Source organism: Shimia haliotis (genome assembly GCF_900114415.1).
GTDB lineage: Bacteria > Pseudomonadota > Alphaproteobacteria > Rhodobacterales > Rhodobacteraceae > Shimia > Shimia haliotis.
In genome coordinates this window covers 262,710-282,589 of the sequence record NZ_FOSZ01000003.1, presented here as the reverse complement: position 1 = coordinate 282,589, position 19,880 = coordinate 262,710, and the positions used below count along the sequence as shown (strand labels likewise).

Sequence of the window (19,880 nt, the reverse complement as noted above, 5' to 3'; positions counted from 1 at the left end):
CCTATCATACGACCTTGCGAATGCAAGCGTTGAGCAGGAGGTCTGCGGTTCGGCCCGCAGTCAGGACTGCGGTATTACTTCCAGATTTCGGCGTCCACGCCTTTGGCAATCTCCGGATGATCACCAATGTGGAACTCCGGAACCTGTCCAGCCGCGCGTTGTGCGCGATAGTCGTTTACCAACCGGATAACCACAGGGCTCAGAAGTATGAGCGCAAAGAGGTTCATTACGGCCATAATCGCAATGCCTGCATCAGCCGCGTTGAACACGACCGCCACTGTCTGAACCGACCCCCAGACGACAATTGCCATGACGCCGAGGCGCAGTACCGCAAGCGGCATGGCCGAGCCAAGTTTCAGGTAGGACATACCGCTTTCCGCATAGCCGTAGCACGCGATGATCGTGGTAAAGGCAAACAGCAGAACTGCCGCGGCAATAAAGTAGGAGCCGAAGGGGCCGAGGAAATAGGCCGCTGCTTCCTGCGTCATCACGATGCCTTCAAGCAGGTTGCCGTTGGCATCCACCATCTCGTGTGCGCCGGAAACGATGATCATCACTGCGGTTGCAGTACAGACGAGGATCGTGTCCACAAACACACCAAACGCCTGCACAAAACCCTGACTGACGGGGTGGTGCGGCACAGGCGTTGCGGCGGCGGCGATGTTGGGCGCGGAGCCCATGCCAGCCTCGTTGGAGAAAAGCCCGCGTTTCACACCATTCAGAAGCGCCACCATCATGCCGCCTGCGGCACCGCCTGCGGCTTCCTGCAAGCCAAATGCACTGCGGAAGATCGACGTAAACACCTCTGGCAGAACGCCCAGATTTGTCACCAAAATCCAAAGCGCAACGATGATGTAAATACCGGCCATGAACGGCACAAGGATTTCGGCGACCCGTGCAATCGAGCGGATACCGCCAAAGATCACAAGACCCGCAGCCGCAGCAATCACCAATCCAGAGACCAGTGGCGGGATGCTAAAGGAGGTTTCCATTGCCTGTGCAATCGAGTTGGACTGCACCGCGTTGATGATGATGCCAAAAGCGATAATCAGGCAGAAAGCAAAAACCGCACCAAGGGCCGGCATATTCAGGCCTCGGGCAATATAAAAGGCCGGACCGCCGCGGTATTCGCCGTTGACGCCCTTGGTTTTATAAAGCTGCGCCAGCGCGCTTTCCGCCATCGCCGTCGCCATGCCGAGCATCGCCACAATCCACATCCAGAAAATCGCGCCCGGTCCACCGATTCCGATCGCCACGGCCACACCCGCTAGGTTGCCGGTGCCAATGCGCGACGCAAGGCTGATGGCCAGCGCCTGAAACGGCGAAATGCCGGCCTTGTCGGCCTCATCCGTGCTCATGGTAAGGCGGATCATTTCGCCAAAATTGCGGAACTGGATAAAACCGAAACGCACGGTGAAATAAATGCCGATACCGGTCAGCACATAGATGAGGACATGCCCCCAAAGCAGGCCATTAATTGAGTCGATGATCGTAGACATTGGGTGCCTCGCCGAAAACAGAAATTGAGTCAAACTGCGCTTAGGTTTTGTCTACCGCGATGCCAAGGAGTTTCACCATGACGCAAAGGAAACCTCGCAATTCGGGCGCTCTTACGCCGATCAACACCAAAAGCAAGCGCTAAATGCCGCTTACGAGGCACAGCGTCGTTAACTTTTTGATAATCCTATCGTGACAGTGCAGCCCGACCTGTGAATCGACTCGGCTGGTAACGCTAAAGTAACATGGGCGCCAGACGCACCGGACAGACAGGGCGTGCCAATTGGCCATAAGACGCCAAATCTTCACGCACCTCGGGGAACAGCTCGAATATCTCGGCCTGCACGTCTTTTTCAACTCCGGCGACCGCTTCGGCCCCTGGATAAAAGCTCTCGCTTGCCACCCCGTCGGCCTCAACAATCTGGTGGCTGTCAAACATCATATGAAAGTAGGTCACTTCCGGCATTTGCCGCAGCGCAATCTGGTCTCCGTCCACCAGCGCTTTTGCCGGAACCAAAACCTCTTTTTCGCCAAAAAACAGCTCTGCCCGCCAGCCTTCCAGCAACAGACGATGGTTTTGCGACACATAATGTGCCCGAATGGCGCCCAAGGCGCCTCGGGCAATTCTCACCGGCGCAAAGGCCCCGCGCCCCACCACACTGCGCCGACCGATCCAACGCACGGGCATCGGGCCTTTGTCCCGCGTTGTCACCAAATCGCCAGCCACCAAGCTTTCTATGGGGCGCTGCCCGCAGGGTGTCAAAAGCCTGGTTCCCGCCACAAAACACGCCAAGCCTGTATCGCCTGGCGCAACGGTTTCATAGGTCAGTACATCTGGATCAGGTTGATTGAACTGCAACGTGGTTGTCGTCGAGTTCGGGCCCACGAGTACCGGCAGGTTCTCCGACGTCGCCCCCGCTGCCGCTCCATCAAGCGCCAGAATATTCTGAGTGCCTCCACCGATGTCGTAGAAATCGATCACCGTGTCTGTGTCTGTGTTGGTCAGAGCATAGGCTTCGTAATTTTCCGAGCCGCCGCCATTCGGGTCTGTCAGCAAAATGGGGAAATCATCCGCAGAAATCACATAGATGGTTTCTCCATTGTCAGGATCGACCGACACCTGAATGTCGGGATGAGTCAGCGGGATCTCGATTCCGACCGAGCCATCAGCCTGATAAAAGCTGACGACAAAGTCACTTGGGTCGTCGCTTCCGTTCAGGGCGACTTCCAGGAATTCATTCACACCCGACGATGCCGCATAGGCATTGGAATAGTGAAGTTCGCTGATACGGGCCATTATTCCTCACTCAGTACCAAACAGATCAGACACAAAACAAACTTGTCCTTGCGACCAATGTGACGGGCAAATGAAGAAATTTGAGGAAAGGATTGTGGCGAATTCGTGAACAATGTGTTGTTCGGGCTGCCAGAGGCGCGAGACCAGATACGCAGCACCATGAAAAAAGGCCGCCCCAACGGGACGGCCTTTCCTAAATCGATCAGTCTGTCGCTTACGCGGCCAGAGCTGCCTGCGCCTGCTCAACGATCGCAGTGAACGCTTCGGGCTCGTGCACGGCCAGATCGGCCAGAACCTTACGGTCAACTTCGATGCCGGCCAGTGTCAGGCCGTTGATGAAGCGGGAGTATGTCAGTGCTTCGTCGTGTGCACGCACAGCAGCGTTGATACGCTGGATCCACAGTGCGCGGAAATTACGCTTCCGGTTCTTACGGTCACGGGTTGCGTACTGGTTCGCCTTATCGACGGCCTGACGTGCGACCTTGAAGGTATTCTTACGACGGCCGTAATAACCTTTGGCGGCTTTGACGACTTTTTTGTGACGGGCGTGGGTTACGGTTCCACCTTTAACGCGGGACATATTTCAATCTCCTCTTAGCGATCGTAGGGCATATAGCCCTTGACGATCTTGGCGTCGGGGGCGGACAGGGTCGTGTTGCCACGGGCGTCACGAATGAATTTCTTGGTGCGTTTGATCATGCCGTGGCGCTTACCAGCTTGGCCGGCAAGTACTTTACCGGTGGCAGTGACCTTGAAGCGCTTTTTGGCGCTCGACTTAGTCTTCATCTTAGGCATTTCCGTCTCCTTTTATTCGGTCGGTGACAAACGCGACTCGGCATGCCTTTCAGGCCGGTCGCGCGAATAGAGGCGCCGTATAGTCCGCCTTGGGGGACTCTGCAAGTCATTAATGCTCAGGAATGCAGGATATGTGCGATGACCCGCACGACCACGTTGGGCAACTCGGCAACCGAGTATCGCGCAGGGTCCAAAATCCACCCCGTCGCCAGCACCGCGGCGGCCAGAATGAACGCCGCCATCGCTTTGGTGGGACGGCGTTCGTCGGCATAGCCCGCCAACATGGCCGGAATCGAAAACAGCCCGATCAAGGCACCGATCGTGATCAGATAGTCAGTGGTCATCGTGTAGAGTGTCGTCCCCGGTTCGTTCCGGGGCTCACGCTACTCTTCTTCCATGTTGAAAATCAAACGTTCATCGCAAGGCGCCACCCGCAGGATGTTCGTTGTGCCAGGCACGTTGAACGGCAAACCCGCTGTGACAACAATCTGATCATCATTGGTGGCATAGCCCAATTCCCGGGCCGCACGCGCGGACGCAACCACCGCCATTTTGAAGCGCGACACATCCGACACGATCACACAGTTCGTGCCCCAGCTCAGCGCCAGACGCCGCGAGGTGCCCCGCATCGAGGTCATGGCGATGATCGGCACCCGTGGCCGCTCCCGCGCAATCAACAGCGCCGTGGTGCCGGATTGGCTAAAGCAACAGATCGCCGCCACTTCGGTGGTTTCCGCGATTTCACGGGCAGCGGCCACAATCGCGTCGGCAACGCCGGAGCGCGGCTGTGTTCGGCTGGCCTCGATGATTTCGCGATAGGTCGGATCGCTTTCCACTTCGATGGCCACGTTGTTCATCGTGGTCACAGCCTCGATCGGATACGCACCCGCCGCCGATTCCGCCGACAGCATGATGGCATCCGAGCCTTCATAGATTGCCGTGGCCACATCGCTCACCTCGGCGCGTGTCGGCATCGGGCTTTCGATCATGCTTTCAAGCATCTGTGTCGCCACAATCACCGGCTTGGCCACCGCGCGGCACTTGCGCACCAGACGTTTCTGAATCGGAGGCACCGCACTCACCGGCAGTTCCACCCCCAGATCACCGCGCGCCACCATGATGCCGTCGCTGGCTTTCAGGATCGCGTCAAAGCTTTCAACCGCTGCTGGCTTCTCGATCTTGGACAAGATCGCCGCGCGTCCCTGCGCCAAGCCGCGGGCCTCTTCTACGTCCTCCGGACGCTGCACAAACGACAACGCCAGCCAGTCCACACCCAACCCGCAAACAAACTCAAGATCATCGCGGTCTTTTTCCGACAGCGCCGCCAGCGGCAACACCACATCCGGCACGTTCACGCCCTTGCGGTTGGAAATCGTACCGCCCGTCGTGACCACGCAGTTTGCAAAATCCGCGCCACAGCTCTCGACCTGCAAGCGGATCTTACCATCGTTCACCAGCAGATTCGCGCCATCCTTTAGCGCTGCAAAAATCTCGGGGTGCGGCAGGCAAACACGGTTGATGTCCCCTTCCGCAGGATCAAGATCCAGTCGGAACTTCGCACCCTCAACCAATTCCTCTTCGCCATTGGCAAAGACGCCCACACGCAGCTTCGGCCCCTGAAGGTCCGCCAGAATGGCAATCGGGCTTTGCAGATCTTTTTCCACCTGCCGGATGATGCGGTGTTTCTCGCGGATTTCATCGTGACTGCCGTGGCTCATGTTCAGACGGAACACATCCGCCCCCGCCTCGTGCAAGCCGCGGATCATGTCATAGGTTTCCGACGCCGGCCCCAGCGTCGCCACAATTTTTACGTTTCTCAGTCGTCTCATTTATCCGTATCCCCGAACCGGCTATGTGCCCTTGGGGCACCCTGCTACACCTTTGCCTCACCCGATACTTGTTAACGCTAACAAAAGCAACATTGCGGTGCCGGATTTCATTTCCAATTGTTCTGGCTTACACCTGTCCCACCGCAGTAACAGGCACATGACAATGACCCCTTTCACCATAACAGGCGCTGACCGCCCATCTCGTTTCTTAATCACCGTCGACCACGCCTCAAACTTTGTGCCCGCAGACATCAACGGCGGCGATCTTGGAATTGGCGAAGACAACATGGAACGCCACATCGCCTATGATGTAGGGGCCGTGGGAACGTCATTGCGCTTGGGAGAGCTGCTGGACGCGCCTGTGATTTGCTCTAACTTTTCGCGACTTGTGATCGACCCGAACCGCGGAATGGACGACCCAACGCTGGTGATGCGGCTTTACGACGGCACGATCATACCGGCAAACCGCCACGTGGACGACGCCGAAATCACTCGCCGCGTCGACACGCTTTACCGCCCTTATCACGAAGCACTGGAAGCCCTCGCCGCCGCGCGCGACAACGTCGTTGTTCTGGCCATGCACAGCTTCTCCCCCAAACTCAACGGCCGCGCCCCACGCCCGTGGGAGGTCGCCGTGCTCTATTCCCGCACCAATCAGGACTACAGCCACGCGCTTTTGAAACGCCTGCGTCAGGAAAGCGACCTGACCGTTGGCGAAAACGAGCCCTATGACGGCCACCTGCCCGGCGACAGCATCGACCAACACGCCCTGCGACAGGGCCGCCTGAACACGCTGATCGAACTGCGTAACGACGAAATCGCCGACGCCGCAGGCCAAAATGCCTGGGCCGAACGCCTCGCACCGATCCTGACTGACGCGTTGGCGGAAAGCGGCCTCTGACACGGTGATTTCGGCCGTCCAATTCTTGTCGCAAGACCACCGGACACCCATATTAAGAGTGATCTAGTGAGCCACACCAGAAAGGGGGCCGCCAATGACAATCGCAACCCTAACCGCCTTTTTCGGTTGGATGACCGTGATACATCTCGCCGTACTGGTTTTTGCGGCAGTGATGATGTTTGGGCTGGGAAACTGGGCCACCGGCCTTCACGCACGCATATTTGACCTCAAACAAGATGACGTGCGCCAAACCTATTACAACTGGCTTGGAGCCTACAAACTCCTGATCTTTGTCTTCGCCCTTGTGCCTTGGCTGGCGCTCAAGATCATGTGACGCAGTTGTCCCTGCCGGCGCGGGTTGCTACCTCTGGTGCAACCCATTCGCCGGAGGACACAATGGACAAGCAAACCCAAATCGAACTCGAAGCTGCTGCTTTCCGCACCCTGCGCGAGCATTTGATGGAAAAACGCACCGACGTGCAAAACATCGACATGATGAATCTCGCCGGTTTTTGCCGCAATTGCCTCTCCCGCTGGTATCAGGAAGCTGCCAACGAACGCGGCATCGAGATGGACAAAACGCAAGCCCGCGAGATTTTCTATGGCATGACCATGGACGAGTGGAAAACCAACTATCAAACCGACGCAAGCCCGGAAAAACAGGCCGAGTTTGAAGTCGCCTTCAAGGAAAACGTCGGCGACAAATCCTGATTTCGCGGGCGGCCCCGCCGCCCGCAATTTGCCACATTTGCCGCAATTGTTTCCAAATTAGCTCCAATTTTAGGTGGATTTGACAGGCACAACCTGTCGGGGAGCAAACCTATTTGGGGCAAACAAATGATTGGTTTTTTGGCACTTGCAACAGTGGTCAGTGGAAGCGCGCTTATTTCGACGCTTCAGGCTGATCACGAATTCGACACCTCCGAAGCCGAAGACACCACGCCGCCCGAAGAGGAGCCGGGTCCGGTCGCGGATGTTTCCGAACTGATCGACGGCACCACCGCCGATGACACACTGACGGGCGGCACGGCAAATGACACAATCGACGGTCTCGGCGGCGACGACTGGATTCTGTCCGGCAGCGGCAATGACGAAGTTTCAGGCGGCGCCGGAAATGACCGCGTTGCCCTCGGCAGCGGCAATGACGTTTACGGCGGTGACGGCTCGGATGACACCGGCAACGACACCGTCCGTGGCGGCAGCGGCAACGACTGGCTCTATGACATCACCGGCGCCGACACGCTGTATGGCGGTCTGAACGAAGACACGCTGATCGGCGCTCAAAGCGGGGTTCTGGATGACGAATCCGATCTGTTGGGCGGCGGCTATGGCGACGACGCCATCCTTGGCGACAATGGCGACACCATCAACGGCGGCGCAGGAACCGACACATTCGGCGTCGGTTTTTCCTTTGGCGAAGGCTGGGATCCGGTCACAATCACTGATTTCGAAGCCACAACCGAGGCCCTGACCCTTGCGGTCACTGGCAACATCGTGGCGGGTTCGCTGGAATGGGACGTCACCTTTGACGAAACCACCGGTATCGCCACCATCGACATCTGGGGCACCGAAGACGATGGCTCCGGCCCCACGGATCTGGCGGCGGAAACCGTGCTGGTCCTGGAGAACATGACCGCCGAAAGCGTCGCGGCGCTCAACATCGTGTTCGCCGACGATTTGTCCGAAGTCGCCGCTGTTGATGCACCGGCAAACGACGAGGTCACACTGACCGGCAACGACGACACCTACACCGGCAGCAACACCGAGGACACAATCCGCGGCGGTGCTGGCAGCGACACCATCACAGGCGGCGCAGGCAATGATGTCATCACGGCCGGTGGCGGCGACGACTGCATCGATGGCGGAGCAGATGACGACCGTCTGGTCGGCGCGGGCGGCGACGACACCTTGTCTGGCGGCGAAGGGGACGACACCATCGTTGCGGGCAACGGCAATGATTTTTACGGCTATAACGGCACGACGACCTCGTCCGAAGGCGGCGACGATGTTGTGCGCGGCGGACAGGGCAATGACTGGCTTCAGGATTCCGAAGGCGCCGACACGCTGTATGGCGGCCTCGGTGATGACACCGTTGTCGGGGCCGACGAAGGCGTTGTGGACGCGGAAGCGGATTACCTGAGCGGTGGTTATGGCAACGACGTGGTTGCCGGTGACAACGGCGACACGCTTGTTGGCGGCGAAGGCGAGGATGCTTTTGGCGTCGGATTTGACTTTGGAGCCGGCTATGAGGCGGTGACAATCACCGACCTTGATCCCGCAAACGAGGCTGTGACCATCGCCATTTCCAGCGACGCCGCGGTAGACAACATGGATTGGTCCGTCGACTTTGACGCCGCAACGGGCATCGCCACGATCGAAATCTGGGGCACCGAAGACGGCGTTCCAGTCCCTGCCGAAACCGCGCTGGTGTTGCAAAACATGACCACAGAGGGCGTCGCGGCACTTTCGATCGCCTTCAGCTACTGATCCCAATGGCCAGCGGGTAGTCTCCGGATCGCCCGCTGCGCACCTATGACACTTCCCTGAAACGCTGCACCGCACCCAATCCGGCCCAACGCCCCGTCGCCAGACACGCGGTGAGCAAATACCCCCCTGTGGGCGCCTCCCAGTCCAGCATTTCTCCAGCCGCAAAAACACCTGGCTGATCTCGCAACATCAACCTGTCATCCAATGTACTGAGCCGCAGCCCCCCTGCGGTGCTGATGGCTTCATCCATCGGACGCGGCCCCGCATGTGTCACCGGCAACGCCTTGATCACGGGTGCCAGATCTTCCGGCAACGGCCGCGCAAACTCCATCAACAACGCAATCTTCTCGGGGCTCAGCTTCGCAGCCTTGCGCAAAAAGTTTCCCAAACTCGCCTTGCTACGCGGTTTGCTCAACTTTGTCCGTAAATCCTCCACCGACACATCCGGCAGCAAATCCAGCTTCAATTGATGACCCTCGCGCATCGCACGCGAAACGGCGTAAATCCCTCCGCCTTCTAGCCCACGCGCCGAGATCACAAACTCCGCCTGCACCCACGTCGCACCTGCGGACAAAGCCACATTCTTTATCGGCGTACCAAAATGTTTGGCCATATGAGGCGACCAATCGACCTCAAACCCCATGTTTGCCGGCTGAAAAGGCGCAACTGGCACGCCAACCCATTTGGCCCAGTCGCCATCCGAACCGAGCCGTGCCCAACTCGCCCCGCCACAGGCCAGCACGCAAACCTTCGGCGCGATCTCCTGCACGCCCTCTGGTGTTTCAAACCGATAGGCCCCGCCCGTCCAGCGCCAGCGCGTGCGCACTTCCACGCCTTGCTCTGCCTGCCGCCCCATCCATGCCCTAAGCAGGGGCGAGGCCTTCATTGCTTTCGGAAACACCCGCCCCGACGAGCCCGTGAACATCTCCTGTCCCAGCGCCTCTGCCCAAGCCACAGCCTCTGCCGGCCCAAAGGCCTCAAGCATCGGCCGCAACACAGGCGCAGCCTCTTCATAGACCGCCAGAAACCGCTCGAACGGCTCGTCTTTGGTCAGGTTCAACCCCGACTTGCCCGCCATCAGAAATTTTCGCCCCACGGACGGCTTGGCCTCGGCCACAACCACAGACAGCCCTGCCGCCGACATCACATCCGCCGCCATCAACCCCGCAGGGCCCGCCCCTATGACCAGCGCATCGGTCACGCTGTAGGCAACGGCGTCTTAAGTTCCACAACACGCTGTGGATAAGGAATAGTGATGCCTTCGTCGCGCAGCGCATTCCAGATCAGAAACAGCACGTCCGAGGTGAACTTGTTGCGCCCGTCGTCAATGCCCTCAACCCAGAATTCCACCGCAAAATCAACGCCGCTCTCGCCAAATCCGCGCAACTCGCAATCCGGTGGAAACGGGTCATTCAACACACCCGGATGTTTGGCGACAGCTTTTTCGATGATATCCGGCACCAGATTGATGTCCGTGTCATAGCTGACCGAAAACGGCGCCTCATATCGATTGGCGGACCCGCTGTCGGAATAGTTCACCACTCGCGTCGTGATGAAATCCTCGTTCGGAACCACGATCCAGCGCCCGTCATAGGTTTCAAGGATCGTTGCGCGCGCGGTCATTTTGATGATGGTGCCGGCCTCGCCGCCATCCAGTTCGACATAATCGCCAACCGTCGCCTGCCCCTCAAGCAAAAGGATCACACCCGAGATAAAGTTGGACGCAATCTTCTGCAGGCCAAAACCAAGGCCCACACCAATCACACCGGTCAGCACCGCGAGCGAGGTCAGGGAAATCCCCATGATGTTCATCACCAGAAGGAAGGCGATGCCGAAGATTCCGATTTCAAGCGTCTTTGCAATCAACTCCCGCATCGCAGGACGCATATCGTCCTGCGCCTTGATGAACTGGCTGGATTGATCGTTGGACCACCGCCCAAGCCAGAAAATCGCGCCCGCAACCAAGACAAACCGGATCGCAAAAAGCACCGAGAACGACAGATTGCCCAAAGGAACTACCGTGCCGTCCAGATAGGCCATGACTTCATCAAGAATGCCCAGAGCGTAAAGGCCCGCCACCGGCACGAGGATGTATTTCCCAAGAACCGCCATGACCGGATCTTTGATGATCTCGCGCACCAGAATGCGCACGGCCAAAAACAGGAACACCCGCTTGCCAAAGGCAATCACCGCCCCCGATCCAAACATCGCCCGCGTCGCACTTTCGCCAATGCCGGTGAAAGCATAGGCCAGTAACGGCAGCAACAACGGCAGGAACATCGCCACAAACCGCCGAGCACGGGCCACATAGCTCTCCGCATCCAACGCCGGTGTCAGCAGCTTTTCTAACAAGGGACGCAGCTTTTTGGCCGCGTAAAGCGCCACAAGATAGGCCACCACCAACAACGCAAACTGTGACCACGCCGCCGGTGACAACAGCCACCCCTGCGCGATCTCCCAGAACTCCGCGAGTTTCTCCAGCGTCTTATCGACGATCACTGAACCTTCCATCGTGGCCTCTCGTAACCTACCCTGACCATTCTCTTGCCTGCTCGGGCGAAGCAAAACAATGGGGAACACAGGGGAAAGCGCGTTGGCCGACGTCACCGAGATACCGATCTGCCCCCTCTGCGAACGCCCGATTCCGCCGTCCGCCAAACAAAGTCAGCACCACCTCGTGCCCAAATTGCGCGGCGGCAAGGGCGGGGAAACCGTGCTGTTGCATCAAATCTGCCACAACGAAATCCACGCGACGCTGAGCGAAACCGACCTTGCTCGCAGCTATTTCACCATCGCAGCGCTGCGCGCCCATCCAAGACTGGCCAAATTCATCAAATGGGTCGCCAAACGTCCTCCGGATTTCCATTCCAAAACCCCGGGTGCGCGGCGCAAACGATGACCGTCAGCCCCTTGCAAAGGGCGCGGCGGGCTGGTCTATGGAAGTGCGAATTTGAGGGGACTGAGGATGACACATCTTTGGGTGCGGGCCGAGCAGCGGCCAAATGAAGAACGCGTGGGCCTGACACCGGAGGGCGCAAAAGCGCTTCTGGACAAAGGCATCCGTGTGACCGTCGAAAAAAGCTCGGTGCGGGCGATTCCGTTGCAGGGTTATATCGATGCCGGTTGCGAAATCGCCACCGAGAACAGCTGGCCTGAAGCGCCACAAGACGCCATTATTTTTGGTCTCAAAGAGCTACCTGAAGACGGCACCCCTCTGCCGCACCGCCACATCATGTTCGGCCACGCTTTCAAAGGCCAGCATTCCGGCGTCGCTCTGCTCAAGCGGTTCAAAGCCGGTGGCGGTACGCTTTATGATCTTGAATATCTCGTTGATGAAACCGGCCGCCGTGTCGCCGCCTTTGGGTATTGGGCCGGCTATGCCGGTGCAGCCGTCACACTCAAAAGCTGGGCGGCACAACAGCGGGCCGAAATTTGCGGCCCAGTCGGCGTTTACGGCGGCAAAGATGCCCTGCTCGCCGACCTTGGCGCTGAACTTGACGCACTGGCCACCGACCGCCCCAAAGCAATCGTGATCGGCGCGCTCGGGCGGGTGGGCACTGGTGCTGCGGATTTGCTTGAGGCAATGGGCTGCGCTGTCACCAAATGGGATATGGCCGAAACCGCCTCTGGCGGGCCATTCCCCGAAATTCTGGCGCATGATCTGTTTCTGAACTGCATCTTCGCCCGCCCCGGCACCCCAGTCTTTGTGCCACAAGATGCACTAACAGCGGACCGCAAATTGACCGCTATCGGCGACGTGGCCTGCGATCCTGACAGCGACTACAACCCCATTCCGGTTTATGACCGCGCCACCACATGGGACGCACCCGCTCTGCGCGTGGCCGAGTCCCCCGTGCTGGATGTTATGGCCATCGACAATCTGCCGTCCATGCTGCCGGTCGAAAGCTCTGATGACTACGCAGCGCAGCTGCTGGAAACGCTTCTGAAACTTGACGACCTTGGCGACGGTGTTTGGACCCGCGCCGAGGCAGACTTCATCCAACATTCCAAAGATCTCTGAGGGGAGAAGAGACATGACTATCCACTGGTGTGGCACCGGCCTGTCGGCCATTCCCGGCCTGCGTCGCCTTCTGGACCAGGGCCGTGAGGTCACTGTTTGGAACCGTACAATCGCCAAAGCCGAAGAGGCCGTGGGCGATCTGGCAAAAGACATTCGTGCCTTTGACATCGACGCGCTTGGCGCGGTTTTGGCCAAAGGCGACGTTGTGGTCTCCATGCTGCCCGGCGACTGGCACGTGCCGCTGGCCGAGCTTTGTATCGCCAAAGGCGCGAACTTCGTCAGTTCGTCCTACATCGCGCCGGAAATGAAGGCGCTGGACACCAAGGCAAAGGACGCGGGCGTTGCCTGCGTGAATGAAGTTGGTCTCGACCCCGGCATCGACCACCTAATGGCCCACGCGCTGATCGCGGACTATCGCGCCTCCAGCGCTTACGACGCTGCCAACAGCCTCAGCTTCATCAGCTACTGCGGCGGCATTCCCAAGATCGCCAACCCCTTCCGCTACAAGTTCAGCTGGTCGCCCCTTGGCGTACTCAAGGCCCTGCGCTCTCCGTCCCGTTCGATCCGCGATGGCAAGCCGCTGGACGTGAACCGCCCGTGGGACGCAATCAGCAGCTATGAGGCGCCGCTGCCGACGCCTGAAACCTTCGAAGTCTACCCCAACCGCGACAGCATTCCGTTCATGGAAGACTACAAGTTCGACCCGGACTGGAACGTCGACACCTTCGTGCGCGGCACCCTGCGCCTGAACGGCTGGACCAAAGCATGGGGCGACGTGTTCCGCGAAATCGAAACGCTGGAAGGCCCTGAAGGCGACGCCCGCCTGAAAGAAATGTCTGATCAGTTCTGGGAGGAAAACTCCTATGACGAAGGCGAGCCGGACCGCGTTGTGCTTTGTGTTGCTCTGAAAGCCGAAAAAGACGGCGCCACAGCCTATCACAAAACCTACGCGATGGACGCATGGGGCGACGAGAATGGCACCGCCATGGCGCGCCTTGTGTCGATCCCTGTGTCGCTAGCGATCGAGGCTGTTCTGGACGGTAAAATCGCCGCTGGCGTGCACGCTGCCCCGTCCGATCCCGCTCTGTTTAACGCGTGGCTCACCCACATCGACGGCTTGGCGCAGCACCTTCAGATCGTCGATCACACGGCCTAAACGGGCCACAAACACACATGGGGAGCGTCTGCCCTTTCCGCAGTCGCTTCCCACAAATCGCTGATTTCGGCGCCTCATGCCATTTGGCCACCGGCCCAAATCTGCCTACGCAGACAATTACTGCGGCGCAGCCTGGCGATACGCCTCAACTCCGGATAGAACAGCATCTAGCGAATTACCGTTCCGGAGTGTGTCTTGCCTCAAAATTACGACCCGTGCGAAATTTGCGCTGCTCTCGCGCAGGGCGGACATGAGGGCGTCAGCAGTATCACAGCCGACGGAAAGCACCTTCTTGTGCCTGTCAGACATGTTGAGACGTGGGGCGCGCTCACCGACGAGGAAAAGACCCAGTTATCCGCGCAAATCTACGAGGTGCAACAAGGCTACACATTGCATTCTGGTCTTCTGGCTGACCTGCGGTTCGTCGAACATGACGGGCATCTCAGAGTGGAAATATTTGAACGCCCCCTCGGAGAGAAAACCCGCCTGATCTCGGGCAAAGAAGATCACCTGATCGAGCACCTCAAGATCAATCTAGATGCGGCGACGCAAGTGGATGCTGCGCTGTCGTTTGTGATGCGATCCGGCCTCAAGATGGTCTTCCCATACTGACAAGACATGTTGGCGCGCGGCGGACGCCTCCGCCTTTTGGCCGGCGACTATATGGATGTCACCGATCCTCAGGCCCTGCAACAGCTCATGGATTTGGAAGGCAATGTGGACCTGCGGGTCTTCGAAGCCGCCAAACAGCCTTTCCATCCGAAAGCGTGGATTTTCCGCACGCAGACCGGAGAAGGCGCGCTGATCGTTGGCTCCTCCAACCTGTCTCGCACAGCACTCTCAAACGGAGTCGAATGGAACCTCCAACTCCGGCCAAGCCGTGAATTGCTGCGCTCGGCAACAACTGCCTTCGAAACTCTCTTCCATGCGGAGAACACCCCAAAGCTGTCGAACGAATGGATCAAAGCCTATACCGCACGGCGCAGGACCCTCGCGCCCACGTCCGCCCGCAAGGAAATGGAAGAAGCCGAGCCTGCCTTGGACGCGCCAACACCCCATGGCGTCCAAAAAGAGGCGCTCCAGGCTTTGATTCTGTCCCGCGCGCGCGGCGAAACGGCCGGACTTGTGGTTCTCGCCACAGGTCTGGGCAAAACCTATTTGGCCGCCTTTGACAGCCTGCCCTTTGCCAAGGTCCTGTTTGTCTCGCATCGCGAAGAAATTTTGACGCAAGCCATGGAGGCATTTCGCACATTGCGCCCCGACGCACGCATGGGCCGGTTTGTTGGCGGCGATCAAGACAGCGATGCCGACATCCTGTTTGCCTCCGTACAATCACTGGCCCGCGTCGCCAATCTGGCGCGCTTCAACGCGGCAAGCTTCGACTACATCGTGATTGACGAATTTCACCACGCCTCCGCTCCGACATATCAACGCCTGATCGATTTCTTTCGACCGCAATGGCTGCTGGGCCTGACCGCAACTCCGAACCGGTCGGATGGGGCCAATCTTCTGGCGCTGTGCAATGAAAATCTGGTGTTCGATTGCGACCTCTGGGAAGGCATCAATCGCGCGTTGCTTTGCCCGTTCAAATACCATGGTGTCCCGGATCTTGTGGAGTATGCGCAGATTCCTTGGCGCAATGGCAGATTTGACCCAGAGGAGTTGACCACAGCGCTTGCCACGCATAGCCGCGCCCAAAACGCTTTTGAGCAGTTTCAAAAGTTTGGCCAGTCCAAGGCCATCGGGTTTTGCGCATCGCGCCGGCACGCCGACTTCATGGCCGATTATTTTGGCAAACGCGGATTGAAGGCCGTGGCCGTTCATTCCGGACCAAGTTCCGCCCCGCGCACAAGTTCGCTTGAACGATTGCAAGCCGGTGATTTGGACATCGTGTTCTCGGTCGACATGTTCAACGAAGGCGTTGATGTCCCTGAAATCGACACCGTCCTTATGCTGCGCCCGACCGAAAGCCCGGTCATCTGGCTGCAACAACTGGGGCGCGGCTTGCGCAAGTCTGCAAGCAAGACCCATCTCGCCGTGATTGACTACATCGGCAACCACCGCAGCTTCTTGAACAAAGCGCGCACCTTGTTCGATGTCGACGCTGGCGATCGTGCGCTCGCAGAGGCCCTCGCAAGCTACGGCGCAGGTCAGTGGGTTTGGCCCAAAGGGTGCGACGTCACCTACGAACTCGAAACCATTGATATTCTCAGATCGCTTCTGCGTACGCCGCGAGAAAACGAGCAACTGGCGGCTTTCTATCGCGACTTCTCAGAGCGCTGGGGCCAGCGCCCGACCGCTTCCGAGATCGCACATGCGCGGTTTGACCCCAAACGCAACGGGCAAGGCTCATGGTTCGAATTTGTCGACAGCATGGGCGACCTCAGCCCAGACCAAAAACACGTTCTGTTCGCCACCAAAGACTTTCTGAAAGAAGTCGAGCGCACGGCAATGACCAAAAGCTATAAAATGCTGGTTCTCAAGGCGCTGCTCTCGCTTGACGGGTTTGGGCGCTCCGTAAGCCTCACAGACCTCCTTGTGCCATTCGCTTCGCTCCTAAAACAGAATCCCAGACTTGCCGCTGATGCAAACGTCACCCCTACCAATGACATCGCAATCCGCCGAGTCATGACGCGCTACCCCTTGGAAGCATGGGTAGACGCCAAAAACGGGCGGTGGTTCAGCAAAGATGACCGTCATTTGGTAAGCCACCTAAGCCTGGCTGATCGCCATCGCAGTACATTCAACGCGATGCTTCGGGAATTGGTCGATTGGCGTCTGTCAGACTACCTGAGCCGCACGGAGGTCTCGCAGCCCGTTTTGCAGCTTGCCGAAGACCAGACTCCATTTAAGCCTAAACAGCTTACTGTCGGCCGCGAATACATGCGCAAGGAAATCCCCACATTCTTTGGCGCCGAATTCAACACCGGCAGCTGGCAACAAGGGATCGTCCGCGTGGGCGAGGCGCTCATACTTCTTGTCACGCTGAACAAACGGTCGATGTCGCAAGGGTCGGAATACTCGGACTACTTTGAAAGCCCGGAAATCTTCCATTGGCAAAGCCAGACCAGCACGCGCAAGGACGGTCGAAATGGCCAAATGATCAGCGGCAAGCAACCTTCCGACCTTCATTTGTTTGTCAGAGACAGCAAACTACGCGCCGGCAAGGCCGCGCCCTTCCACTACTGCGGTGAAGTGGCCTTACAAAGTTGGCATGGAGAGAAACCAATCAACGTTGTCTTTCGGTTGAAACACCCGCTCAGTGGTGAATATGCGCAGAAAATGCTAGTTGGAGATAGCTGACTTGACCCGCGCCCTAGTGTGAGAAGTCGACGTCAGGCCCAAGACTTGATTCAAGGGCCTGACCTCACTCACGCCGCCCGCGCCCCAATACGCGCCGCGCGTTTTATCCACTTCTGCGCCACACCGTCTTTTGGATGACTGGCACCGGCAAACTTGGTGACTTTCACCGGCTTAATGCCGACAAACTCCAGAATCTGCTGCTGAATTTGCACCACCATGGCGTTGCGGTACATTACGCGGAAAAACCAGCCCGGCGTATCCGACAACAGCAACACCCGCCCCGTTTTGCCCGTCAATAATGGCGCTGGCAGGCCCAGCTTGGTGGTCGTGCGCGTGTCAAACGCGCGTCCTGGCAACAAGGCACGGTCAAAAAGCCCCTTCAACTTTGCAGGCAAGCCGCCCCACCACATCGGCGTGGCCACCACCACATGCTCTGACCATTCCAAGTCTTGCAAAACCTGTTCCAATTCAGGCTCAAGCGGCTTCTGGTTCACATAGCCACCAAAGCCATAGTCCGGATCAAACGCCAGATCGTGCAGATTGGTCAGCCGCACATCGTGTCCCGCCTCACGCGCCGCCTGTGCATAACCCTGTGCCACAGATCCGGTCAGCGACTCCGCTGCCGGATGGCCGTTCAAAACAAAAATCCGTTTCCTGATCATTGCGATTCCCTCCATTATTGACCGCGGTCAATTTATAAACACAAAAAACTGACCATGGTCAATAACTAATTTGACCACGGTCATAAATTGTGCCAAAACGGGGCATGGCCAGAGCAATTCAACAACGCACCCTGCAAACCCGCGCCAAACTGGTGGAAGCGGCCAAAGCCGTGATTGCCGAAGACGGCTACGAAGCCATGCGGGTGGAAGAAGTGGTGCTGCGCGCCGGTGTCGCCAAGGGCACCTTTTTTGCCCATTTCAAAGACAAAGACGCGCTGATGGATCTGTTGATCGGCGCTGAAATCGACCGCCATCTTGATCAGCTAGAGGCACAGCCTGCGCCCGAAACCATCTCGGATATGGCGGCGGCGATGATGCCTCTGGTCGCCTTTATGAGCTGCGAGCGGTACGTCTTTGACGTGATTTTGCGTCACTCCGGAGCGGCCGCCAACGCCGAGATCGGGCCGATCGCCATGACCTTTGGCCGTCACACTGACATCACCGCGAACTGGCTGAAAAACAAACCCTTCCGCAAAGACCTCTCGGCCGAACTACAAGCCGAAGGTGTGCAGGCTTTTGTGGTTCAGGCGATCTCTTTGGTTTTTTGCGCGTTGCACAATGCGGTTGATCCTCAGGACAGGATGGAAACCTACCTGCAGGCGTGGCTTTTGCCACAAACCTAAGCGTCGCCAATCAACGACCGCCTTGTCTGGCCCCTAAGCCGCTTGTGGTGTCACCAAATCGCGAAAAACCGGCTGACCGGCGGCCATTTTGGCCCAGGTCCGCGCTTCATGGGCCTTCAGCTCTGGCAAAGCGGTGCTCTTGAAGGCCGTCTTCAATGCCGGTCGACGATCAAACAGCACCTCGACCTCGGCGCGGGCTTCCGGCCCAAGGCTGCGCATTGCCTGCTCTCCGAGAAACAGGCTCTCAGCCTCTGCCCCATTGGCCACCAGAACTTCATGACGGTCCATAAGAAGGTGTACGTAGTGCACACCGTCCGACCAGCGCGTCGCGCCGGCCTCCTGTGTCGGCGCCACATGAGCCGCACAGGCAAATGCCGACTCGTGGCTGGACAGCATCTCAACCTCCCAGCCATGCAAAGCCATGCGGTGCATCCGCGAGACCCACAGATCCTGAGAGGGCCGCGATGGCCCAAGACTTCCTGCCGGCAGACACACCGGCTGGCGTGCTGCATCCCGCATCATCTGGGCTTGCGTGAAATGACTGTGAGCCACCATCAAAAGGCGCTTTGAGCGCCCATCCGCCAGCATCACCGCGTCGCCGGCTTTCAAACTCTCAACCGGCACTGGGCCCGCAGGCGTTTCGATCAGTGTACCGGCAACAAAACACACCGGCACGTTACCCGGCGATGTGTCCACATCCTTGAGCTTGAATTTGCCGCGACCGAACTCGGCCATCTCCTCATAAGAGGGATTGGCATCCGGTAGAAACATCATCTGAAAATCAAGACCAGGGTACGGGAAGTCCGAAATCGTAATCACCGCGACTTGTTCTCCCTTAAGCGAGTCCGGTACGTTTTTGGCTCCGTGTTTGTTCCCCTTGGGCAATGTGGCCGTCAGATCCAGGGTAAAGTCGTAGGCCACCCCATCCATCAAAATCTGGGTGTCGGGGTCTATACCCCCTGCGTCCTGCTCAAGTTTCAGGTCGCCGTCCTCATCGCGCGGGACAAAGGTCATTTCCAGTGGAATGGCAAAAATTTGCGCGTCATGGTCGGGGACGTGGTGACGCATGATAAATCCATAAAAAGACGACATTCTCCGCTCCTGCACTGGTCAACGCGCGGAACAAACCACCAGTCAAAAGCCCGCAATCCGCCGGCGCCCGTCGGAGAAATTCCTCGGGCATTTCGGTGCGTGGTCTTTTGATGAAGTCCTCCGGCCAAACCCTCTGGCCCCGCGCGCAATGCGGATG

General features: G+C 58.3%; 20 protein-coding genes. 10 read left to right on the top strand and 10 right to left on the bottom strand.

Annotated elements, in window-relative coordinates; genetic code table 11:
• Positions 1-74: 74 nt before the first annotated feature.
• The 6 genes from BM069_RS09535 to pyk all read right to left on the bottom strand — a co-directional run bounded on the left by BM069_RS09535 (position 75) and on the right by pyk (position 5,418).
• Positions 75-1,499, bottom strand: a complete 1,425-nt coding sequence (locus tag BM069_RS09535) for an alanine/glycine:cation symporter family protein (protein ID WP_093323238.1) — start codon at positions 1,497-1,499, stop codon at positions 75-77.
• Positions 1,500-1,732: 233 nt separating this feature from the next.
• A complete protein-coding gene (locus BM069_RS09530) occupies positions 1,733-2,794 on the bottom strand; it encodes a Hint domain-containing protein (RefSeq protein WP_093323236.1) in 1,062 nt (353 codons plus the stop codon).
• Positions 2,795-3,008: 214 nt separating this feature from the next.
• On the bottom strand, positions 3,009-3,374 hold the full coding sequence (gene rplT / locus BM069_RS09525; protein ID WP_093323235.1) for a 50S ribosomal protein L20: 366 nt from the start codon (positions 3,372-3,374) through the stop codon (positions 3,009-3,011).
• 14 nt (positions 3,375-3,388) lie between these two features.
• Positions 3,389-3,589, bottom strand: a complete 201-nt coding sequence (rpmI, locus tag BM069_RS09520) for a 50S ribosomal protein L35 (RefSeq protein WP_010443552.1) — start codon at positions 3,587-3,589, stop codon at positions 3,389-3,391.
• 116 nt (positions 3,590-3,705) lie between these two features.
• Positions 3,706-3,933 carry a hypothetical protein gene (locus BM069_RS09515; protein ID WP_093323234.1) on the bottom strand — a complete coding sequence of 76 codons (228 nt, stop codon included), beginning with the start codon at positions 3,931-3,933 and terminating at the stop codon, positions 3,706-3,708.
• Between the two features lie 39 nt (positions 3,934-3,972).
• A complete protein-coding gene (gene pyk, locus BM069_RS09510) occupies positions 3,973-5,418 on the bottom strand; it encodes a pyruvate kinase (protein WP_093323232.1) in 1,446 nt (481 codons plus the stop codon).
• A 163-nt stretch (positions 5,419-5,581) separates the two neighbouring features.
• On the opposite strand from pyk, the gene BM069_RS09505 reads away from it, so the two are divergent.
• The 4 genes from BM069_RS09505 to BM069_RS09490 all read left to right on the top strand — a co-directional run bounded on the left by BM069_RS09505 (position 5,582) and on the right by BM069_RS09490 (position 8,806).
• Positions 5,582-6,319: an N-formylglutamate amidohydrolase gene (locus BM069_RS09505; RefSeq protein ID WP_093323231.1), complete on the top strand. Its 738-nt coding sequence runs from the start codon at positions 5,582-5,584 to the stop codon at positions 6,317-6,319.
• Positions 6,320-6,413: 94 nt separating this feature from the next.
• On the top strand, positions 6,414-6,653 hold the full coding sequence (locus BM069_RS09500) for a DUF6868 family protein (protein WP_093323229.1): 240 nt from the start codon (positions 6,414-6,416) through the stop codon (positions 6,651-6,653).
• A gap of 62 nt (positions 6,654-6,715) precedes the next feature.
• A complete protein-coding gene (locus BM069_RS09495) occupies positions 6,716-7,030 on the top strand; it encodes a DUF1244 domain-containing protein (RefSeq protein WP_093323228.1) in 315 nt (104 codons plus the stop codon).
• 126 nt (positions 7,031-7,156) lie between these two features.
• Positions 7,157-8,806, top strand: coding sequence for a calcium-binding protein (locus BM069_RS09490; RefSeq protein WP_093323227.1), 1,650 nt, complete (start codon positions 7,157-7,159; stop codon positions 8,804-8,806).
• A gap of 43 nt (positions 8,807-8,849) precedes the next feature.
• Here BM069_RS09490 and BM069_RS09485 read toward each other — a convergent pair whose 3' ends face one another.
• Positions 8,850-10,007 (bottom strand): TIGR03862 family flavoprotein, encoded by a 1,158-nt coding sequence (locus BM069_RS09485; protein WP_093323225.1) that lies wholly within the window; start codon positions 10,005-10,007, stop codon positions 8,850-8,852.
• Positions 10,004-11,317, bottom strand: a complete 1,314-nt coding sequence (locus tag BM069_RS09480; protein ID WP_093323224.1) for a mechanosensitive ion channel family protein — start codon at positions 11,315-11,317, stop codon at positions 10,004-10,006. The genes BM069_RS09485 and BM069_RS09480 overlap by 4 nt, the downstream gene beginning before the upstream one ends.
• Positions 11,318-11,375: 58 nt before the next feature.
• On the opposite strand from BM069_RS09480, the gene BM069_RS09475 reads away from it, so the two are divergent.
• The 5 genes from BM069_RS09475 (at position 11,376) to BM069_RS09455 (ending at position 17,286) form a co-directional block, all read left to right on the top strand.
• Positions 11,376-11,705 carry an HNH endonuclease gene (locus BM069_RS09475; protein WP_093323222.1) on the top strand — a complete coding sequence of 110 codons (330 nt, stop codon included), beginning with the start codon at positions 11,376-11,378 and terminating at the stop codon, positions 11,703-11,705.
• 66 nt (positions 11,706-11,771) lie between these two features.
• Positions 11,772-12,827, top strand: a complete 1,056-nt coding sequence (locus BM069_RS09470; protein ID WP_093323221.1) for a saccharopine dehydrogenase — start codon at positions 11,772-11,774, stop codon at positions 12,825-12,827.
• Positions 12,828-12,840: 13 nt separating this feature from the next.
• Positions 12,841-13,983: a saccharopine dehydrogenase family protein gene (locus BM069_RS09465; protein WP_093323219.1), complete on the top strand. Its 1,143-nt coding sequence runs from the start codon at positions 12,841-12,843 to the stop codon at positions 13,981-13,983.
• A 294-nt stretch (positions 13,984-14,277) separates the two neighbouring features.
• Positions 14,278-14,595: a phospholipase D-like domain-containing protein gene (locus BM069_RS09460; protein WP_093323217.1), complete on the top strand. Its 318-nt coding sequence runs from the start codon at positions 14,278-14,280 to the stop codon at positions 14,593-14,595.
• Positions 14,596-14,601: 6 nt separating this feature from the next.
• Complete coding sequence (locus tag BM069_RS09455; RefSeq protein ID WP_093323216.1) at positions 14,602-17,286, top strand: DUF3427 domain-containing protein; 2,685 nt, start codon at positions 14,602-14,604, stop codon at positions 17,284-17,286.
• Between the two features lie 68 nt (positions 17,287-17,354).
• Here the strand turns inward: BM069_RS09455 and BM069_RS09450 are convergent, their stop codons facing one another.
• Positions 17,355-17,948 carry an NAD(P)H-dependent oxidoreductase gene (locus BM069_RS09450; RefSeq protein WP_093323214.1) on the bottom strand — a complete coding sequence of 198 codons (594 nt, stop codon included), beginning with the start codon at positions 17,946-17,948 and terminating at the stop codon, positions 17,355-17,357.
• A gap of 104 nt (positions 17,949-18,052) precedes the next feature.
• Between BM069_RS09450 and BM069_RS09445 the strand changes: the two genes are divergently transcribed.
• Entirely contained in the window at positions 18,053-18,631 is a 579-nt protein-coding gene (locus BM069_RS09445; RefSeq protein WP_093323213.1) for a TetR/AcrR family transcriptional regulator, read from the top strand.
• Positions 18,632-18,664: 33 nt separating this feature from the next.
• Here the strand turns inward: BM069_RS09445 and BM069_RS09440 are convergent, their stop codons facing one another.
• On the bottom strand, positions 18,665-19,723 hold the full coding sequence (locus BM069_RS09440) for a Hint domain-containing protein (RefSeq protein WP_093323211.1): 1,059 nt from the start codon (positions 19,721-19,723) through the stop codon (positions 18,665-18,667).
• Positions 19,724-19,880 lie beyond the last annotated feature (157 nt).

Excerpts from the sequence above, each read along its gene's own strand:
- BM069_RS09535 (WP_093323238.1), bottom strand. The coding sequence starts at position 1,499 with ATGTCTACGATCATCGACTCAATTAATGGCCTGCTTTGGGGGCATGTC.
- BM069_RS09530 (WP_093323236.1), bottom strand. The coding sequence starts at position 2,794 with ATGGCCCGTATCAGCGAACTTCACTATTCCAATGCCTATGCGGCATCG.
- rplT (WP_093323235.1), bottom strand. The coding sequence starts at position 3,374 with ATGTCCCGCGTTAAAGGTGGAACCGTAACCCACGCCCGTCACAAAAAA.
- rpmI (WP_010443552.1), bottom strand. The coding sequence starts at position 3,589 with ATGCCTAAGATGAAGACTAAGTCGAGCGCCAAAAAGCGCTTCAAGGTC.
- BM069_RS09515 (WP_093323234.1), bottom strand. The coding sequence starts at position 3,933 with ATGACCACTGACTATCTGATCACGATCGGTGCCTTGATCGGGCTGTTT.
- pyk (WP_093323232.1), bottom strand. The coding sequence starts at position 5,418 with ATGAGACGACTGAGAAACGTAAAAATTGTGGCGACGCTGGGGCCGGCG.
- BM069_RS09505 (WP_093323231.1), top strand. The coding sequence starts at position 5,582 with ATGACCCCTTTCACCATAACAGGCGCTGACCGCCCATCTCGTTTCTTA.
- BM069_RS09500 (WP_093323229.1), top strand. The coding sequence starts at position 6,414 with ATGACAATCGCAACCCTAACCGCCTTTTTCGGTTGGATGACCGTGATA.
- BM069_RS09495 (WP_093323228.1), top strand. The coding sequence starts at position 6,716 with ATGGACAAGCAAACCCAAATCGAACTCGAAGCTGCTGCTTTCCGCACC.
- BM069_RS09490 (WP_093323227.1), top strand. The coding sequence starts at position 7,157 with ATGATTGGTTTTTTGGCACTTGCAACAGTGGTCAGTGGAAGCGCGCTT.
- BM069_RS09480 (WP_093323224.1), bottom strand. The coding sequence starts at position 11,317 with ATGGAAGGTTCAGTGATCGTCGATAAGACGCTGGAGAAACTCGCGGAG.
- BM069_RS09475 (WP_093323222.1), top strand. The coding sequence starts at position 11,376 with ATGGGGAACACAGGGGAAAGCGCGTTGGCCGACGTCACCGAGATACCG.
- BM069_RS09470 (WP_093323221.1), top strand. The coding sequence starts at position 11,772 with ATGACACATCTTTGGGTGCGGGCCGAGCAGCGGCCAAATGAAGAACGC.
- BM069_RS09465 (WP_093323219.1), top strand. The coding sequence starts at position 12,841 with ATGACTATCCACTGGTGTGGCACCGGCCTGTCGGCCATTCCCGGCCTG.
- BM069_RS09455 (WP_093323216.1), top strand. The coding sequence starts at position 14,602 with ATGTTGGCGCGCGGCGGACGCCTCCGCCTTTTGGCCGGCGACTATATG.
- BM069_RS09450 (WP_093323214.1), bottom strand. The coding sequence starts at position 17,948 with ATGATCAGGAAACGGATTTTTGTTTTGAACGGCCATCCGGCAGCGGAG.
- BM069_RS09445 (WP_093323213.1), top strand. The coding sequence starts at position 18,053 with ATGGCCAGAGCAATTCAACAACGCACCCTGCAAACCCGCGCCAAACTG.
- BM069_RS09440 (WP_093323211.1), bottom strand. The coding sequence starts at position 19,723 with ATGTCGTCTTTTTATGGATTTATCATGCGTCACCACGTCCCCGACCAT.